The organism is Pseudomonas sp. Rh2 (genome assembly GCF_040762985.1).
GTDB lineage: Bacteria > Pseudomonadota > Gammaproteobacteria > Pseudomonadales > Pseudomonadaceae > Aquipseudomonas > Aquipseudomonas taiwanensis.
In genome coordinates, this window is sequence record NZ_CP142890.1 from 285,860 (window position 1) to 303,475 (window position 17,616).

The 17,616-nt window shown below is 61.9% G+C and carries 13 protein-coding genes; 5 read left to right on the forward strand and 8 right to left on the reverse strand.

Annotated elements, in window-relative coordinates:
• Positions 1 to 46: 46 nt before the first annotated feature.
• From VXM67_RS01315 to VXM67_RS01330, 4 genes are all read right to left on the reverse strand, one after another.
• Positions 47 to 1,141 (reverse strand): polyamine ABC transporter substrate-binding protein, encoded by a 1,095-nt coding sequence (locus VXM67_RS01315; RefSeq protein WP_023382947.1) that lies wholly within the window; start codon positions 1,139 to 1,141, stop codon positions 47 to 49.
• 175 nt (positions 1,142 to 1,316) lie between these two features.
• Positions 1,317 to 2,414, reverse strand: a complete 1,098-nt coding sequence (locus VXM67_RS01320) for a polyamine ABC transporter substrate-binding protein (RefSeq protein WP_027907214.1) — start codon at positions 2,412 to 2,414, stop codon at positions 1,317 to 1,319.
• Positions 2,415 to 2,583: 169 nt separating this feature from the next.
• Positions 2,584 to 3,945 carry an aspartate aminotransferase family protein gene (locus VXM67_RS01325; RefSeq protein WP_367237455.1) on the reverse strand — a complete coding sequence of 454 codons (1,362 nt, stop codon included), beginning with the start codon at positions 3,943 to 3,945 and terminating at the stop codon, positions 2,584 to 2,586.
• 48 nt (positions 3,946 to 3,993) lie between these two features.
• Positions 3,994 to 5,352 (reverse strand): glutamine synthetase family protein, encoded by a 1,359-nt coding sequence (locus VXM67_RS01330; RefSeq protein ID WP_023382950.1) that lies wholly within the window; start codon positions 5,350 to 5,352, stop codon positions 3,994 to 3,996.
• Positions 5,353 to 5,926: 574 nt separating this feature from the next.
• On the opposite strand from VXM67_RS01330, the gene VXM67_RS01335 reads away from it, so the two are divergent.
• A complete protein-coding gene (locus VXM67_RS01335; RefSeq protein WP_016712594.1) occupies positions 5,927 to 7,303 on the forward strand; it encodes a glutamine synthetase family protein in 1,377 nt (458 codons plus the stop codon).
• A gap of 64 nt (positions 7,304 to 7,367) precedes the next feature.
• Here the strand turns inward: VXM67_RS01335 and argA are convergent, their stop codons facing one another.
• Positions 7,368 to 8,666 carry an amino-acid N-acetyltransferase gene (gene argA, locus VXM67_RS01340; RefSeq protein ID WP_023382951.1) on the reverse strand — a complete coding sequence of 433 codons (1,299 nt, stop codon included), beginning with the start codon at positions 8,664 to 8,666 and terminating at the stop codon, positions 7,368 to 7,370.
• A 125-nt stretch (positions 8,667 to 8,791) separates the two neighbouring features.
• Positions 8,792 to 9,934, reverse strand: coding sequence for an acetylornithine deacetylase (argE, locus tag VXM67_RS01345; RefSeq protein ID WP_023382952.1), 1,143 nt, complete (start codon positions 9,932 to 9,934; stop codon positions 8,792 to 8,794).
• Between the two features lie 180 nt (positions 9,935 to 10,114).
• On the opposite strand from argE, the gene VXM67_RS01350 reads away from it, so the two are divergent.
• The gene (locus VXM67_RS01350) at positions 10,115 to 11,482 is read left to right on the forward strand and encodes a CYTH domain-containing protein (protein WP_023382953.1); all 1,368 of its coding nucleotides are present in this window, start codon (positions 10,115 to 10,117) and stop codon (positions 11,480 to 11,482) included.
• 69 nt (positions 11,483 to 11,551) lie between these two features.
• Here VXM67_RS01350 and VXM67_RS01355 read toward each other — a convergent pair whose 3' ends face one another.
• Positions 11,552 to 12,022 (reverse strand): Lrp/AsnC family transcriptional regulator, encoded by a 471-nt coding sequence (locus VXM67_RS01355; RefSeq protein WP_023382954.1) that lies wholly within the window; start codon positions 12,020 to 12,022, stop codon positions 11,552 to 11,554.
• A 126-nt stretch (positions 12,023 to 12,148) separates the two neighbouring features.
• On the opposite strand from VXM67_RS01355, the gene VXM67_RS01360 reads away from it, so the two are divergent.
• From VXM67_RS01360 to VXM67_RS01370, 3 genes are all read left to right on the forward strand, one after another.
• Positions 12,149 to 12,460, forward strand: a complete 312-nt coding sequence (locus tag VXM67_RS01360) for a hypothetical protein (RefSeq protein WP_023382955.1) — start codon at positions 12,149 to 12,151, stop codon at positions 12,458 to 12,460.
• A 122-nt stretch (positions 12,461 to 12,582) separates the two neighbouring features.
• Entirely contained in the window at positions 12,583 to 14,268 is a 1,686-nt protein-coding gene (locus VXM67_RS01365; RefSeq protein WP_023382956.1) for a GspE/PulE family protein, read from the forward strand.
• A gap of 90 nt (positions 14,269 to 14,358) precedes the next feature.
• Positions 14,359 to 14,673: a DUF2388 domain-containing protein gene (locus VXM67_RS01370; RefSeq protein WP_023382957.1), complete on the forward strand. Its 315-nt coding sequence runs from the start codon at positions 14,359 to 14,361 to the stop codon at positions 14,671 to 14,673.
• A 30-nt stretch (positions 14,674 to 14,703) separates the two neighbouring features.
• Here the strand turns inward: VXM67_RS01370 and gcvP are convergent, their stop codons facing one another.
• On the reverse strand, positions 14,704 to 17,577 hold the full coding sequence (gcvP, locus tag VXM67_RS01375; RefSeq protein ID WP_023382958.1) for an aminomethyl-transferring glycine dehydrogenase: 2,874 nt from the start codon (positions 17,575 to 17,577) through the stop codon (positions 14,704 to 14,706).
• Between the last annotated feature and the right edge of the window lie 39 nt (positions 17,578 to 17,616).

Sequence of the window (17,616 nt, forward strand, 5' to 3'; positions counted from 1 at the left end):
ACAAGATTTGTGTGCCCGCCCCGTCTGGCGCGGCAGGCCTGGATTGTTACTTGCCCGACTTGACCTTGGTCCAGCTGCGGGTCATCAAACGTTGCACCTTGGGTGGCAACTCACTGTTCACGAACATCTTGTCCAGCACTTCCTGCGGTGGGTAAACCGCAGCGTCAGTCCTCACGGCCTGGTCCATCAGGTCGCCAGCCTTGGGGTTCGGGTTGGCGTAACCGACGTAGTCACTGACCTGGGCGATAACCTCAGGCTTCAGCAAATAGTTGATGAAGGCGTGGGCCTCTTTCACGTTCTTGGCGTCCTTGGGAATCGCCAGTACGTCGAACCAGAGGTTGCCGCCCTCCTTGGGAATCGCGTAGGCCAGGTTCACGCCTTTCTTCGCTTCTTCAGCGCGGGTCTTGGCCTGGAACACGTCACCGGAGAACCCTGCCGCGACGCAGATGTCGCCGTTGGCCAGGTCGGTGATGTACTTGGAGGAGTGGAAATACGTCACGTAGGGGCGTACCGCCAGCAGCTTCTTCTCAGCCTTGGCGTAGTCCTTGGCATCGGTGCTATTGGGGTTCAAACCCATGTAGTTGAGCACCGCCGGCAGCATTTCGTCCGCCGAGTCGAGGAAGGCCACACCGCACTTGGACAGTTTCTTCATGTTCTCGGGCTCGAACAGCACCGCCCACGAGTCGATGGTGTCCACGCCGAGCGCGGCCTTGACCTTGTCGACGTTGTAGCCGATTCCATTGGTGCCCCACAGGTACGGCACGGCGTACTGGTTGCCCGGATCGTTCTTTTCCAGGCGCTTCATCAGCGCCGGGTCCAGGTTGGAATAATCAGGCAGCAGGCTCTTGTCGAGCTTCTGGAACGCGCCCGCCTTGATCTGCTTGCCCAGGAAATGGTTGGACGGCACGACTACGTCGTAGCCGGTGTTACCGGCCAGCAGCTTGCCTTCCAAGGTTTCATTGGAGTCGAAGACGTCCTGCACCGGCTTGATACCGGTCGCTTTCTCGAAATCCGCGAGGGTGTTAGGGCCGATATAATCGGACCAGTTGTAGAAGTGCACCGTAGGCGCCGCTTGGACGCTGCATGCCAGCGTCAGGCCCGCTCCAGCCATCAAGGCCTTGCGTAAAACAGAAATAGACAAGTGGGTGGTCCTCACAATCAGTGCCTCGGTGACGGCTCGCTTCATGGGTACGAGCGCTGCCGCACACGTAAAACCGGCGCGCAACTTACCTTCGCAGCCTCGATGCCGCAATCATCAATTGCCTTTCACTGCCTCTGGGCCGGAAAGCCCCGGCCCAGAGGGTTCAGCATCGGGTTTACTTGCCCGACTTGATCTTGGTCCAGCTGCGAGTGATGACGCGCTGGGCGGCGGCTTCTGGAGCAGCAATCGCGTACAGCTGTTTCTTCACTTCGGCAGGCGGATAGATGCTTGGGTCGCTGGTGATGTCCTTGTCCACGAACTGGGTCGCGGCCTTGTTGCCATTCGGGAAGCGCACGGCGTTGGTGATCTCGGCCATGATTTCCGGCTGCATCAGGAAGTCCATGAACTTGTAGGCAGCGTCCTTGTGCTCGGCATCCTTCGGCATGGCGACCATGTCGTAGAAGGTACCGGCGCCTTCTTTCGGAATGACGTAGTCCAGCTTGACCTTGTCGCCCGCTTCATGGGCGCGCGCCTTGGACTGCTCCAGGTCACCCGAGTAACCGACGGCGACGCAGATGTTGCCGTTGGCCAGGTCACCGATGTACTTGGACGAGTGGAAGTAGGTGATCGAAGGACGGATGCTCAGGAACAGGTCCTCGGCGGCCTTCAGGTCTTCCTTCTTGGTGCTGTTGGTCGGCTTGCCCAGGTAGTGCAGTGCGGCCGGCAGCATTTCGGTCGGCGCATCGAGGAAGCTCACGCCGCAGCTCTTGAGCTTGGCGATGTTCTCTGGCTTGAACACGGCGTCCCAGGAGTCGATCTTGTCGACGCCCAGCGCGGCCTTGACCTTCTCAGGGTTGTAGCCAATACCGATCGAACCCCACATGTAGGGGAAGGCGTATTTGTTACCCGGGTCGCTGGCATCGCCGACGGCCTTGAGCAGGTCTTCGTCGAGGTTTTTCCAGTTAGGCAGCTTGGAACGGTCCAGCTCCTGATACACACCAGCCTTGATCTGCTTGGCCAGGAAGTTGTTGGACGGCACAACGATGTCGTAACCGGACTTGCCCGCCAGCAGCTTGGCTTCCAGGGTTTCGTTGCTGTCGAAGACGTCGTACTTGACCTTGATGCCAGTCTGCTTCTCGAACTTGGCGACCGTTTCCGGAGCGATGTAGTCCGACCAGTTGTAGACGTTCAGGACTTTGTCTTCAGCCTGCACAGCGGTGGCCATGGCACCCATCAGGGCTGCGGCCAGCAACGTCTTGCCCATTTTCTTCATGCGTCATGCTCCAGATTTTTTTGATTAGCCATCCGTTCAGCTGCCAGGTCCCGCAGTACACGCGTTGGGCGACTGAAACAGTCGCTAGTCTGGCAAGTTCCAAGGCGCTGTTTCAAGGAAAGCAGAGCCTTGTCCGCAACTAATGTCACAACGCTAGCCTAGCAGGCGCTCACTTGATCGCTTCATAGGTCAGGTCCAGGCACTTGCGCGCCTTCTCTACCAACTCGTCCACCTCTGCATGGCTGATGACCAGGGGCGGGGCGATGATCATGGTGTCGCCGACCGCACGCATGATCAGGCCGTTCTCGAAGCAGAAGTTGCGGCAGATCATGCCTACGCCCTTGCCTTCGTAACGGCTGCGGGTGGCTTTGTCCTTGACCAGCTCGATCGCACCGAGCAGGCCCAGGCCGCGCACTTCGCCAACCAGCGGGTGGTCTTGCAGCTCTCGCAGACGCTTTTGCAAGTAGGGTGCCACATCTGTGCGAGCCTTCTCGACGATCTTCTCGTCGCGCAGGATGCGCAGGTTTTCCAGGCCCACCGCCGCCGCAACCGGGTGGCCGGAGTAGGTGAAGCCGTGGTTGAAGTCACCACCTTCGCTGAGCACCTGGGCGACTGTGTCACGCACGATCACACCGCCCATGGGGATGTAACCGGAGGTCAGGCCCTTGGCGATGGTCATCAGGTCTGGCTTGAGGTCGTAGTAGTCCGAACCGAACCACTCGCCGGTACGGCCGAAACCGCAGATCACTTCGTCGGCGACGAACAGGATGTCGTACTTGGCAAGGATCTCCTTGACCTTCGGCCAGTAGGTCACTGGCGGAATGATCACGCCGCCAGCGCCCTGAATCGGCTCGGCGATGAAGGCCGCGACGTTGTCTTCGCCAACCTCCAGAATTTTCTTCTCCAGTTGCTCGGCAGCCCAAACCCCGAATTCATCAGGGGTCATGTCGCCGCCCTCGCCGAACCAGTACGGCTGAGGGATGTGCACGATGCCCGGGATCGGCAGGCCGCCCTGCTCGTGCATGCCGCTCATGCCACCCAGGCTTGCACCGGCGACAGTGGAGCCGTGGTAACCGTTGATGCGGCCGATGATGGTCTGTTTCTGCGGCTTGCCCTTGAGCGCCCAGTAATGACGGACCATGCGCAGCACGGTGTCATTGCCTTCGGAGCCGGAACCGGTGAAGAACACATGGGTCATGCCCTTCGGCGCCACCTCGGTAATGGCCTTGGCCAGCTCCAACGCAGGTGGGTGGGCGGTCTGGAAGAACAGGTTGTAGTACGGCAGTTCTCGCATCTGCTTTTCTGCCGCCTGCACCAGCTCTTCACGGCCATAGCCGACCGCAACGCACCACAGGCCAGCCATGCCGTCGAGGATCTTGTGCCCCTCGCTGTCCCACAAATGCACACCCTGCGCCTTGGTGATGATGCGCGGCCCTTTCTCCTTCAACTGCTTGTAGTCAGAGAAAGGTGCAAGGTGGTGCTCGCCGCTCAGGGTTTGCCATTCACGGGTTTGCGGGTTGTTGACGCTCATGTGCCTCTCCATTTTCCGGCGGCCGCCCTTGAGCGGCCTCAGGGTTGATCAGACAGCGAACAGCAGGAACTCACGTTCCCAGGAGCTGATGACGCGTTTGAAGTTTTCATGCTCGGCGCGCTTGGTGGCGACGTAGCCGGTGATGAATTTCTTGCCCAGGTACTGGGTCAGCGCGCGGCTGATTTCCATACGCTCAAGGGCATCCTCGATGGTCAGCGGCAGGCGCAGGTTACGCCGCTCATAGCCTCGGCCCACCACCGGTGCGCTGGCTTCGATACCTTCGACCATGCCGATGTAGCCGCACAGCAGGCTCGCCGCGATGGCCAGGTAGGGGTTCGCATCAGCACCGGGGAGGCGGTTTTCGACACGCCGGCTCTGTGGCCCGGCATCCGGCACCCGCAGGCCAACCGTGCGGTTCTCTTCGCCCCATTCGACGTTCACCGGCGCCGAGGTATCGGGCAGGAAACGACGGAACGAGTTGACGTTGGGAGCGAACAGCGGCAGCGCTTCGGGAATGAATCTCTGCAAGCCACCGATGTGGTGGAGGAACAGCTGACTCATGCTGCCGTCTTCATTGGAGAAGATGTTCTTGCCGGTGTGCACGTCAACCACGCTCTGGTGCAAGTGCATGGCACTGCCCGGCTCGCCGGTCATCGGCTTGGCCATGAAGGTCGCGGCCACATTGTGCTTGAGCGCCGCCTCGCGCATGGTGCGTTTGAACACCAGGATCTGGTCGGCCAGGTGCAGGGCGTCGCCATGACGGAAGTTGATCTCCATCTGCGCCGTGCCGTCTTCGTGGATCAGCGTGTCGAGGTCCAGCTGCTGCAGCTCGCACCAGTCGTAGACATCTTCGAACAGCGGGTCGAATTCGTTGGCTGCCTCGATGGAGAACGACTGCCGACCGGTTTCCGGGCGGCCCGAACGGCCCACCGGGGGCTGCAGCGGGAAGTCCGGGTCTTCGCTACGCTTGGTCAGGTAGAACTCCATCTCGGGCGCGACGATCGGCTGCCAGCCCTTGTCGGCATAGAGTTTGAGCACTTTTTTCAGGACGTTGCGCGGCGATAGTTCGACCGGGTTGCCCTTCTTGTCGTAGGTGTCGTGAATGACCTGGGCGGTTGGCTCGATGGCCCACGGCACCAGGAACACGGCGTTCTCGTCCGGGCGGCAGATCATGTCGATGTCGGCAGGATCGAGCAGTTCGTAATAGATGTCGTCGTCGACGTAGTCGCCGGTCACGGTTTGCAACAACACGCTCTCGGGCAGGCGCATGCCTTTTTCGGCGATGAACTTGTTGGTGGGCGATATCTTGCCGCGCGTGATGCCGGTCAAGTCGCTGATCAGGCACTCGACTTCGGTGATCTTGTGCTCTTTCAACCAATCGGTGAGCTGGTCGAGGTTGTTACTCATAAATACCTCAGGAGGTAAGGTGGTCCGCGCTCTGATTCTGGATGGAGTACATTGCTAAAGCAAAAACCCGCGCGCAGGACCGCAGTGGATACACTGGAAACAGGCGTATCCGTAATGAGTTCGATGGGCAGAAAGGCGAAAAAAGGTGCGATAGACCGCTACGGGGCGTGGTCCGCGAAGGCCAGGCGTCAATTATTGCGGCCAGTGCAGCCGACCAATCGTCGGGGCGCGCAAATAGGACGGAGATACCCGATGGTGCTGCACTGGCAGCACGTACAGGTCGCGACAAGCGGACCATGTGACCCTCGTATTATTGTGTTCTGGGTTGAGACCGAGCTTAGCCTTGTTCATTTTTTTACACAACACCTCCGTAAAAAATAAAACACGGCGTGTCGGAGATAGCCCTTCGCAGCGGAAATAGCGGATAATGGATTGCCCCGATATGCAGCAAATCTGCCGTCGATGTGCCATTTCAGGGCATCATGGGGTTGGCTTGACATCAGTATGTCTTTTCGATTGACTGGACCTGCAAGCCCCCCTTGATTGATATTTTTAACAACAAAGGTGTTGCATCATGTCGGTACCCCCGCGTGCCGTTCAGCTTAACGAAGCGAACGCGTTCCTTAAGGAACATCCTGAGGTTCTCTACGTTGACCTTCTGATTGCAGATATGAATGGTGTGGTTCGTGGCAAGCGAATCGAACGCACCAGCCTCCACAAGGTTTACGAGAAAGGCATCAACCTGCCGGCCTCCCTCTTCGCCCTGGATATCAACGGTTCCACCGTTGAAAGCACCGGGCTGGGCCTGGACATCGGCGATGCCGACCGCATCTGCTACCCGATTCCCGGCACCCTCTCCAACGAACCCTGGCAGAAGCGCCCCACCGCTCAGCTGCTGATGACCATGCACGAGCTCGAAGGCGAGCCGTTCTTCGCCGACCCGCGCGAAGTGCTGCGTCAGGTAGTGAGCAAATTCACCGAGATGGGCCTCACCATCTGCGCAGCCTTCGAGCTGGAGTTCTACCTGATCGACCAGGAGAACGTGAACGGCCGTCCACAGCCACCGCGTTCACCCATTTCGGGCAAGCGTCCGCAGTCGACCCAGGTGTACCTGATCGACGACCTCGACGAATACGCCGACTGCCTCCAGGACATCCTCGAAGGTGCCAAGGAGCAAGGTATTCCGGCCGACGCCATCGTCAAGGAAAGCGCCCCGGCGCAGTTCGAAGTCAACCTGCACCACGTCGCCGACCCGCTCAAGGCCTGCGACTATGCCGTGCTGCTCAAGCGCTTGATCAAGAACATCGCCTACGACCATGAAATGGACACCACCTTCATGGCCAAGCCCTACCCGGGCCAGGCAGGCAACGGCCTGCATGTACACATCTCCGTGCTGGACAAAGATGGCAACAACATCTTCACCAGCGAGGATCCCGAGCAGAACGCCGCGCTACGTCACGCTGTCGGCGGTGTGCTCGAGACCCTGCCCGCGTCCATGGCGTTCCTCTGCCCGAACGTCAACTCGTACCGCCGCTTCGGCGCCCAGTTCTACGTGCCGAACGCGCCGAGCTGGGGTCTGGACAACCGCACCGTGGCCCTGCGCGTGCCGACTGGCTCGCCAGATGCCGTGCGCATCGAGCATCGCGTTGCCGGTGCCGATGCCAACCCGTACCTGATGATGGCGGCCGTCCTGGCGGGCGTGCACCATGGCCTGACCAACAAAATCGAGCCAGGCGAGCCGATCGAAGGCAACTCGTACGAGCAGCTGGAACAGAGCCTGCCGAACAACCTGCGCGATGCCCTGCGCGAGCTGGACGACAGCGAGATCCTGAACAAGTACATCGATCCGAAGTACATCGACATCTTTGTCGCGTGCAAGGAAAGCGAGCTGGAGGAGTTCGAGCACTCGATCTCCGACCTCGAGTACAACTGGTACCTGCATACCGTGTAAACGAAAACGCCGCCCACAAGGGCGGCGTTTTTCATTGCGGGCCGCGAAGCCGGCAAGCACAGGCTTACAGGGATTTCTCGAAAATCTTCGAATTGCGCTGATAGTTGTACAGCGAAGCTCGCGCCGCCGGCAGCCGCTCGACCCCACTGGGCGCGAACCCACGCTCGCGGAACCAGTGCGCGGTACGCGTCGTCAACACGAACAAGGTATTCAACCCCAACTGCCGCGCCCGGCTCTCGATGCGCTCCAGCAACTCGTCCCCGCGCCCGCCATGGCGGTACTCTGGGTTGACCGCCAGGCACGCCAGTTCGCCCGCTTCGGAATCGGCTATCGGGTACAACGCCGCACAGGCGATGATCATGCCCTCACGCTCGACCACGCTGAACTGCTCGATCTCCCGCTCCAGCACCTCGCGCGAACGACGTACCAGAATGCCCTGCTCTTCCAGCGGACTGATCAACTCCAGCAAGCCGCCGACGTCGTCGATGGTAGCCTCGCGCACCACCTCGAACTGTTCCTGGGAAACCAGCGTACCGCCACCCTCACGGGTGAACAGCTCGGTCAACAGCGCGCCATCTTCGGCATAACTGACGATATGACTGCGCGCCACGCCCCCCTTGCACGCCTCGGCGGCAGCATCGAGCAACTCGCCCTGGTAATCGCTGCCCAGACGGGCCAAATGCGGTGCGACCTGTTGCGGGCGCAGCTCGCGCACCAGCTTGCCGTTCTCGTCCAGCAAACCCGGTTCGGCGCCGAACAGCAGCAGCTTGTCAGCACCCAATTCGATGGCCGCCCGGGTGGCGACGTCTTCGCAGGCCAAATTGAAGATTTCACCCGTAGGCGAATACCCCAGGGGCGACAGCAGCACGATGGAGCGCTCGTCGAGCAAGCGGCTGATGCCCTTGCGGTCGATCCGACGCACTTCGCCGGTGTGGTGGAAATCGACGCCTTCGAGTACGCCGATCGGCCGTGCGGTGACCAGGTTGCCGCAGGCCACACGCAAGCGCGAGCCCTGCATCGGTGAGGCGGCGATATCCATCGACAGCCGCGCCTCGATGGCAAGACGCAAGGCGCCGACTGCATCGATCACACAGTCCAGGGTGGCCGCGTCAGTGATGCGCAAGCCGCGGTGGTAGTGCGGCGTCAGCCCGCGAGCCGCCAGGCGGCTTTCGATTTGTGGACGCGAGCCATGCACCAGTACCAGCCGCACGCCAAGACTGTGCAGCAGTACCAGGTCATGGACGATATTGCCGAAGTTCGGGTGCTCCACACCATCGCCGGGGAGCATGACCACGAAGGTGCAATCGCGATGAGCATTGATGTACGGGGAGGCATGACGCAGCCAGTTGACGTATTCGGGCATGACAGGGCCTGTGGATAAAGTGGACGGAGAACGGTGGATCACACGGCGTTCAGGATCATCGTCGGAACAGGCTTGCGGTCACGCGCGGTCTCCTCTAGGCAAGAACGAATCAGCTCGATTGACGTTTAATTCAGGCAATAGTGCCGGATCAGGTCACGCAATAGACGCACGGTAGGCTCGATTCGTGACATTTCAAGGTATTCGCCCGGCTGGTGAGCACAGGCGATGTCACCGGGGCCGAGCACGATGGTCTGGCAACCCAGCTGCTGAAGATAAGGCGCTTCGGTGCCGAACGCCACCGCTTCGGCGCGATGCCCGGTCAGACGTTCGGCTACCTGTACCAGCTCGGCATCGGCGGCCTGCTCGAACGGTGGCACTTCCGGGAACAGCGGCGCGTAGTCGATACGCACCTCATGGCGCTCAGCCAGCGGCACCAACTTCTCGCGGATGGCCGCGCGCAACTGCTCCACGTCCATGCCAGGCAAAGGACGCAGGTCGAACTCCAGCGCGCACTGGCCACAGATGCGGTTAGGGTTGTCGCCACCGTGGATGCAGCCGAAGTTCATGGTCGGTGTCGGTACGGAGAACTGCGGGTTGCGGTAGGTTTCCTGCCATTGCCGGCGCAAGCCCATCAACTCGCCCATGACCGCATGCATGGCCTCCATGGCGCTGCGCCCCAGGCTTGGGTCGGAGGAGTGGCCGCTGCGCCCGAGGATGTCGATTCGGTCCATGAGAATGCCCTTGTGCATGCGAATCGGCCGCAGGCCCGTGGGCTCGCCAATCACCGCCGCACGCCCAAGAGGCTGCCCGGCTTCTGCCAGGGCGCGGGCCCCAGACATGGAGCTTTCTTCGTCGCAGGTGGCCAGGATCAGCAACGGCTGCTTGAAGTCGTGCTCCAGCAACGGCAGCACCGCTTCGATCACCAAGGCGAAAAAGCCCTTCATGTCGCAACTGCCAAGCCCGACCCAGCGACCATCGACCTCGGTCAGCTTGAGCGGATCACTCGCCCACAGCTGCGGGTCATAGGGCACCGTATCGCTGTGACCTGCCAGTACAAGGCCGCCAGGGCCGGTGCCACGACTGGCCAACAGGTTGAACTTGCCGGGGCTGACTGGCTGAATGTCGCACTTGAACCCCAGGTCGGCCAACCAGCCTGCCAGCAGGTCGATGACCTGGCGGTTGGACTGGTCCAGCGCGGGCTGGGTGCAACTGACCGAGGGCGCGGCAACCAAGGCGGCGAACTGGTCTTTGAGCGTCGGCAACGGCATGCGCATACTCCTCGAAAGCGTTGCCCATCATAGCAACGCATTCCTGCTCGCGGGCAACCCGCTGGCCCTGTGGAAGTCCCCTTGCGTCGCCAAAGCAGGGCAAAGCCCTGGCAAACTCAACAGTCCACAGCCGACTCCTGTAGACTCACCGCCAACCACGCCCCTCCCTTCGAGCCTGTGATGCACAAAGAAACCGAACTCAAGCTCCGCGCCAGCCGCGAGACCCTTGCCGCCCTGCGCGAGCACCCCCTGCTGAAGAAGCGCAACAAGTCCGGCTGGCAGACCCGCGAGCTGCTCAACCAGTACTTCGATACCCCCGAGCGCGACCTCTCGGCTGCCCGCGTCGCCCTGCGCCTGCGCCGTGACGGCGATGTGATCATCCAGACCCTCAAGTGCCGTGGCCAAAGCGTTGCCGGCCTGTCCGAGCGCAACGAATTCGAATGGCAGCTGGACAAGGTCAAGCTGGACCTGAAAAAGCTCGACGCCACCTGCTGGCCCGAGCAACTGGCCGACCTGGACAAGAAAACCATCAAGCCGCTGTTCACCACCGACTTCACCCGCGAATACGCTGAAATCGCCTGGGGTCGGGGCAAGAGCAAGGTGGTGATCGAAGCCGCGCTGGACCAGGGCTTCGTGATCGCCGGCAAACGAAAGGAAGAGATCTGCGAGCTGGAACTCGAACTGCGCGAAGGTGCCCCGGAGGCATTGCTCGAACTTGCCGCCGAGCTGGCCGCCAGCCTGCCACTGATGCCCTGCGACATCAGCAAGGCCGAGCGCGGCTACCGCCTGCTGGATCCCGACAGCTACGAGTTGGGCCTGCCCCACACCGAGCTGGACGCCGAAATGGCCGTGGACGACGCCTACGCCGCACTCGCCTGGCAACTGCTGGGCAGCAGCCAGCGCCTGGCTGAGCAATACCGCCACAACGGTCACTGGCGCTTGTTGCAGGAATGGGTCCTGTGCCTCAGCGAACTGCGCGCCCTGACCAGCAGCCTGGGCCAGGCCGCACCACGCCCGACTACTCGCGCCCTGCGCACCCGCCTGGACGCACTGCTGGAAGACTGGCGCCCGCTGGTTCAGGCCGGCAACGATGACGAAGACATCCGCCGCGCCGCGCCCGAGCAGTTCGCCGAAGAGCTGGAAGACATCCGTTGGGGCCAGTTCTCGCTGGAAACGTCTCGCTGGCTGCTAGCCCGTAGTTGGACTCTGGATCGTAAAGGCCGTGGCGAGCGCCAGGGCAAGGCGCAACTGGCCAGCTGGCTGGGCCACCTGCTGGGCGAGGAAGGCCGCGCCCTGAAGCTGCCGCTCTACACTCAGCGTCCAGAAGACCTGGCCGAGCAGTTGCCGCGTCTCGAACAGTTGCTGGCCTGGCTGCACCACGCACGCCAGGTGCTCGAAGCGCCGCAGATGGACCGCCTGTATGGCGACCTGAAGAAACTGCACGAGCTGGCCGAACAACCCCTGTCCGATGAGCTGCTCGAAGCGCGCATCGAGCAGGCCCGCGCGGTGGATCAGAGCCGCGGTTGGAAGTATCTGATCAAGGCTTGAGTCAGCGTAGACCCCGCCGGCTAGCCGCTCCTGCAGGGGCTGCGATGATTTGCGGATCATCGCAGTCGCTCAACGCGCCAGCGGCAGGCTGGTCGTGGACTTGATCTCGGACAAGGCCACGATCGAATTGACCTCCTGGATCCCCGGCACATTCGACAGCTTCTCGAAGAAAAACCGTTCGTAGGCTTCGATGTCCGGCGTGACGATGCGCAACAGAAAGTCCACCGACCCCATCAGCACATAACACTCCAGCACTTCCGGAAAGCCGCGAATCGCCTCGGTGAACTCGGTAAAGTTGGAGCGCCCGTGAGCGTTGAGTTTCACCTCGGCGAAAATCTGCGTGTTGAGCCCGACTTTCTTGCGATCGAGCAAGGTCACCTGGCCCCGAATCACCCCCTCCTCCTTCAGGCGCTGAATGCGACGCCAGCACGGCGATTGCGAAAGCCCGACACGCTCGGCGATCTGTGCGCTGGACAGCGAGGCGTCCTCCTGCAGCAGCTCAAGAATGCGTCGATCGTAGGCGTCCAGCTCGCCATGCATTTTTAATTCTCTCATAGAGTGGTTTTTGAATTGATCAATTCGCCTCAACGGCGAAATCCACCCATCATAGCGAAAAAATGCCTTTGGAAACGTGCAAGAATTCTTCCCACTCTTGCGGAGAACAGCATGAACGCACAGCCCCGTACCGACGTCTGGGCGGCCAACAACGCCCACAGCACCGTCAACTATCGCCTGCAGGCCGAGGCCGAACCCGACAGCCTGTGCCGGGTACTCAACCTGTTTGCCCTGCAGTTCCTCACGCCACACAGCGTGCAGGTCAGCCAGCAGGATGACTGGTTGAATATCGAGGTGGGCATCGGTGGACTGAGCTGGCACCGGGCCGAGGTGATAGCGCAAAAACTGCGTAACCTGGTGTGTGTGGGTGAGGTGAGCCTGACCAACCAGCAGTGGCTCGTCAGGTCGTCACGATCACTGTAAGCGCCGTCTCGCCAATGACCGGGCAGTGACAGGCCCTGCAAGATCCAGAAACCCTTCATGTTCGGCAACCTCCCCCCGCCCGGCTAGCCTGAGCAGCACCTCCATCAGGCACGGACGCCTCCATGCATACCCAAGACAATCCGGCACTCGACCTCAGGCGCGTGCTCGAAGCCCTGCTCACCGACCAGCACCTGCACGCCAACGACACCCTGCAGGTGCTTAGGCACGCCGCCACCCAACCCGCCCGCCATCCGTTGGAACAAATCGCCGCCTGTGGCCTGCAAGATCGCCAGCAGCCAGGCCAACGCCTTGATCTGGACCGCCTCTGCCAATGGCTTGCGAACAAGGTCGGCCAGCCCTACATGCAAATCGACCCCATGCAGCTCGACCTGTCCCAGGTCACGGGTCTGGTTTCCCCAGCATTCGCTCAACGCCATGGCATCCTGGTCGTGCACGCCGATGCCCAGCGCGTCACCGTCGCCAGCGCCCAACCTTTTCAGGACAGTTGGCAGGCCGACCTGGCGCGCAGCCTGGGTAAACCCATTCGCCGCGTACTGGCCAACCCGGTGCAACTCCGCCAGCTAGGCCAGTCGCTCTTTCGCCTGGCCCATTCGGTAAAGGGCGCGCAGCATCAGCAATCGGCCAGCCTGGGCGACCTGGAGCAGTTGCTGGAGCTGGGCAAGCGCCAGGCCGAAGCCTCGGCTGACGATGCCCATATCGTGCACATCGTCGATTGGCTGCTGCAGTACGCCGTCGAACAACGGGCCAGTGACATCCACCTGGAGCCCCGCCGCGACCAGGGCCGACTGCGCTACCGCATCGACGGCCTGCTGCACACGGTCTATGCCTTCCCTGCCGGCGTGACCCTGGCGGTCGTCAGCCGCCTCAAGCACCTAGGGCGCATGGATGTCGCGGAAAAACGCCGGCCTCAGGATGGTCGACTTAAGAGCCGTCTGCCTGGCGGCGAAGAAGTCGAGCTGCGCCTTTCGTCCCTCCCTACCCCGTTTGGCGAAAAACTGGTGCTGCGCCTGTTCGACCCGCAGCAATTGCATCAGCGCTTCGACAGCCTGGGTCTTGAAGGCGAACAGCTTGCCCTGTGGCAAGCACTGTTGCGTCGACGACAGGGCATCATCCTGGTCACCGGACCCACCGGCTCCGGCAAGACCAGCACCCTGTACGCGAGCCTTAAGTCGCTGGCCACGCCCGAGGTCAACCTGTGCACCATCGAAGACCCTGTCGAGCGCCTGGAGCCTGCGTTCAACCAGTTGCAAGTCCAACCAAGCCTTGACCTGAGCTTCGCCAACGGCGCCCGCGCCCTGCTGCGCCAGGACCCGGATATCATCATGATCGGTGAAATTCGCGACCGCGAAACGGCGCTGGTGGCGGTTCAGGCGGCCTTGACCGGGCATCTGGTGCTGTCCACGTTACACACCAACGACGCCTGTAGCGCCATCACTCGGCTGCAAGAGCTGGGCGTCGCCGATTACCTGATCAAGGCAACCCTTATCGGCGTCATGGCCCAGCGTCTGGTGCGCACCTTGTGCGACGAGTGCAATGGACGTCCGACGATGGGAGAAGGCCAGCCATGCCGCCGCTGCCGTGGCACTGGTTTCCAAGGCCGAACCGGTCTTTTCGAGCTGCTGACCCCAAGCGACGAGCTTCGCGCGCGGATAAGCCCGGGCACCGACCTTGCAGCATTGCGTGACCAGGCCAGGGAGGATGGACTAAAGGATCTTCGAAGCTGCGGGGAAGCGAAAGTGGCGCTGGGTCTGACCAGCCTCGAGGAGGTCCTGAGGGTCTGCACCTGAGCAAAAAAAGCCTTGTATTCAAGGAACTTGCGTCAGTGCGGCAGGATCAAAGCGGGCATCTTCAACCCCCACCCTTTGAGGTGTTTCATCATGCGTCTCAAAACCGCCATCGCAGCTACTGCCTTGCTGTCGCTGCCGATTGGCTCCGCCATGGCCGATGAGTTCTTGCGTAACCTCATGACGACAGGTGCGACCACAGCGTCGAGCTACCTGACGTCCAGAGATCACAAGCTGGTATTGGCGGCACAGGATGATGCCGGCAGCTTCGTCGCCAGTGAAGGCGCCATTCGCGGACCTTTCCTGGAGGCAGCCCTGCACCAGGTACGCACCGAGAACCCAGGGATTGAAGCCAGCGACATGGAACTGGCCAATGCCATTCTTGCCAAGAATGCAGTAGCCGAGTAAGCGTGGGGGGCTGCAACGCAGCCCCTTCTCTCAGCGGTAGGCCTCCACCGGCACACACGCACAGAACAGATTCCTGTCCCCATAGACATTGTCGACCCGGTTCACCGCTGGCCAATACTTGTGCTGGCGAACGTGGCCACTGGGGGCGACGCCTTGCTCCAGGCTGTACGGCCGATTCCACGGTGCGAGGACATCAGCCAGCGTATGCGGCGCGTGCTTGAGCGGGTTGTCCTCCGCCGGCCAATTACCCTCCTGCACCTCGCCGATCTCGGCGCGAATTGCCAGCATGGCATCGACAAAGCGATCCAGCTCCGCCTTCGACTCGCTTTCGGTCGGCTCCACCATCAACGTGCCAGGCACCGGGAACGACATGGTCGGGGCATGGAAACCGTAGTCCATCAGGCGCTTGGCCACGTCTTCCTCGGTGATGCCGGTCTGCGCCTTGAGCGGGCGCAGGTCGAGAATGCATTCGTGCGCCACCCGCTGGTTGCGGCCGCGATACAGCACGGGGAACGCGCCACTCAGCTGGCTGGCCAAATAGTTCGCCGAGAGGATCGCCACCTCGCTGGCGTCAGCCAGCTGCGGGCCCATCATGGCGATGTACATCCAGCTGATCGGCAAGATGCTCGCGCTGCCCCACGGCGCGGCGCTGACCGCGCTGTTGTTCGGGTCCAGCCCAGGCACCGGCACTACCGGGTGGCTGGCGACGAACGGCTTGAGGTGGGCGCGAATCCCAATTGGCCCCATGCCTGGGCCACCCCCGCCGTGGGGGATGCAAAACGTCTTGTGCAGGTTCATGTGCGAAACGTCTGCGCCGATGTCCGCCGGCCTGGTCAGGCCAACCTGGGCATTGAGGTTGGCGCCATCCATGTACACCTGGCCGCCGTGCTGGTGGATCACGTCGCAAATCTCGCGAATACCCTCCTCGTACACCCCATGGGTGGACGGGTAGGTGATCATCAGGCAGGACAGCCGGTCGCCAGCCGCTCGGGCTTTGGCCTTGAGGTCGTCGAGGTCGACGTTGCCCTCGTCATCGCATTCGACGATCACCACCTCCATCCCCGCCATCTGCGCCGAAGCCGGGTTGGTGCCGTGGGCCGATGAGGGTATCAGGCACAAGGTGCGGTGGGGCTGATGACGGCTGTGATGATATCGGGTGATGGCCATGAGCCCGGCATATTCACCCTGGGCGCCCGAGTTGGGCTGCATGCAGATGGCGTCGAAGCCGGTAATGGCGCACAACCAAGCCTCCAGCTCGTCGATCATCGCCTTGTAGCCCGTCACCTGGGCGGCCGGCGCGAAGGGGTGGATGTTGGCAAAGCCCGGCCAGGTGATGGGAATCATCTCGCTGGTGGCGTTGAGCTTCATGGTGCATGAGCCGAGCGGGATCATCGACTGGTTCAGCGCCAGGTCCTTGTTCTCCAGGTGCTTGAGGTAACGCAACATCTCGGTCTCGCTGTGGTGCAGGTTGAACACCGGGTGAGCGAGCAATGGCGTGCGCCGCACCAACGCGGCGGGAATACCCTCGGGCAAGGCATGCTTGTCGAGTTCAGCGATGTCCAGGCCATGGTCCACACCGAGGAAGATGTCGAACAGCCGCAGTACCGTCGCTTCGTTGCAGGTCTCGTCCAGGCTCACGCCCAGGTGCCCGCGTCCAAGAATTCGCAGGTTGATCCGGGCATGTTCGGCACTTTCGATGATCGCGGCCTGGGCGCCACCGACATCCAGTGTAAGGGTGTCGAAGAAATGCTGGTTGAGGCGCTTTATACCCTTGGCCTCAAGCCCTGCTGCCAGGATAAACGTCAACCGATGGACCCGCTGGGCGATGCGCTGCAGGCCTTCCGGGCCGTGGTAGACGGCATAGAAACCGGCGATGTTGGCCAGCAGCACCTGGGCCGTGCAGATGTTGGAGTTGGCCTTCTCACGGCGAATGTGCTGCTCGCGGGTCTGCAGCGCCATGCGCAGCGCGGTGTTGCCGCGGGCATCGCGGGAGACACCGATGATGCGCCCCGGCATGGCGCGCTTGTAATCATCGCGGCAGGCGAAATAGGCCGCATGGGGGCCGCCGTAGCCCATGGGCACGCCAAAGCGCTGGGTCGAACCCAGCACTACGTCCGCACCCCACTCGCCGGGCGGTGCCAGCACCACCAGGCTCAACAGGTCGGCCGCTACACAGGCCAATGCCTGCTGGCTGTGGAGCTGGTCGACCAGCGGACGCAAGTCGCGCACCTCGCCGTGGGTATCCGGGTATTGCAGCAGCGCGCCGAATACCGAGTGCTTGGCGAGGTTATCCACGCAGTCCACGATCAGCTCGAAGCCAAACCCTTCGGCGCGGGTTTTCAGCACCGAGAGGGTTTGCGGGTGGCAATGCTCATCAGCGAAGAACGCGTTGCTCTTGCTGCGCGCCACACGCTTGGCCAAGGCCATGGCTTCGGCGGCAGCGGTGGCCTCGTCGAGCAACGACGCATTGGCCAGGGCCAGCCCGGTCAGGTCGATGATCATCTGCTGGAAGTTCAACAGCGCCTCCAGCCGGCCTTGGGCGATTTCCGGCTGATAGGGCGTGTAGGCGGTGTACCAGCCGGGGTTCTCCAACACGTTTCGCAGGATCACCGTCGGCGTGACCGTGCCGTGATAGCCCATGCCGATCAGACTGGTCCATACCTGGTTCTGCTCGGCATAGCCAGCGAGCTTGGCCAGTGCAGCCTGTTCATCCAGAGCCGGCGGAAGGTCGAGCGGACGGTTCAGTCGGATTCCAGGGGGGACAGTCTGCTCGATCAGCTCACTGCGGCTGGCAACGCCCAACGTGGTGAGCATGGCCTGCTGCTCCGAGGCATCAGGCCCCAGGTGGCGACGCAGGAAAGGGTTGAGCTCTTGCAGTTGATGCAGGGATGGCGACTGGGACATGACGACGCTCTCTTCCTAGACCAGGCCTCATGGAGACTT

Excerpts from the sequence above, each read along its gene's own strand:
- gcvP (WP_023382958.1), bottom strand. The coding sequence starts at position 17,577 with ATGTCCCAGTCGCCATCCCTGCATCAACTGCAAGAGCTCAACCCTTTC.
- VXM67_RS01330 (WP_023382950.1), bottom strand. The coding sequence starts at position 5,352 with ATGAGTAACAACCTCGACCAGCTCACCGATTGGTTGAAAGAGCACAAG.
- VXM67_RS01370 (WP_023382957.1), top strand. The coding sequence starts at position 14,359 with ATGCGTCTCAAAACCGCCATCGCAGCTACTGCCTTGCTGTCGCTGCCG.
- VXM67_RS01355 (WP_023382954.1), bottom strand. The coding sequence starts at position 12,022 with ATGCATGGCGAGCTGGACGCCTACGATCGACGCATTCTTGAGCTGCTG.
- argE (WP_023382952.1), bottom strand. The coding sequence starts at position 9,934 with ATGCCGTTGCCGACGCTCAAAGACCAGTTCGCCGCCTTGGTTGCCGCG.
- VXM67_RS01365 (WP_023382956.1), top strand. The coding sequence starts at position 12,583 with ATGCATACCCAAGACAATCCGGCACTCGACCTCAGGCGCGTGCTCGAA.
- VXM67_RS01325 (WP_367237455.1), bottom strand. The coding sequence starts at position 3,945 with ATGAGCGTCAACAACCCGCAAACCCGTGAATGGCAAACCCTGAGCGGC.
- VXM67_RS01320 (WP_027907214.1), bottom strand. The coding sequence starts at position 2,414 with ATGAAGAAAATGGGCAAGACGTTGCTGGCCGCAGCCCTGATGGGTGCC.
- VXM67_RS01360 (WP_023382955.1), top strand. The coding sequence starts at position 12,149 with ATGAACGCACAGCCCCGTACCGACGTCTGGGCGGCCAACAACGCCCAC.
- argA (WP_023382951.1), bottom strand. The coding sequence starts at position 8,666 with ATGCCCGAATACGTCAACTGGCTGCGTCATGCCTCCCCGTACATCAAT.
- VXM67_RS01335 (WP_016712594.1), top strand. The coding sequence starts at position 5,927 with ATGTCGGTACCCCCGCGTGCCGTTCAGCTTAACGAAGCGAACGCGTTC.
- VXM67_RS01350 (WP_023382953.1), top strand. The coding sequence starts at position 10,115 with ATGCACAAAGAAACCGAACTCAAGCTCCGCGCCAGCCGCGAGACCCTT.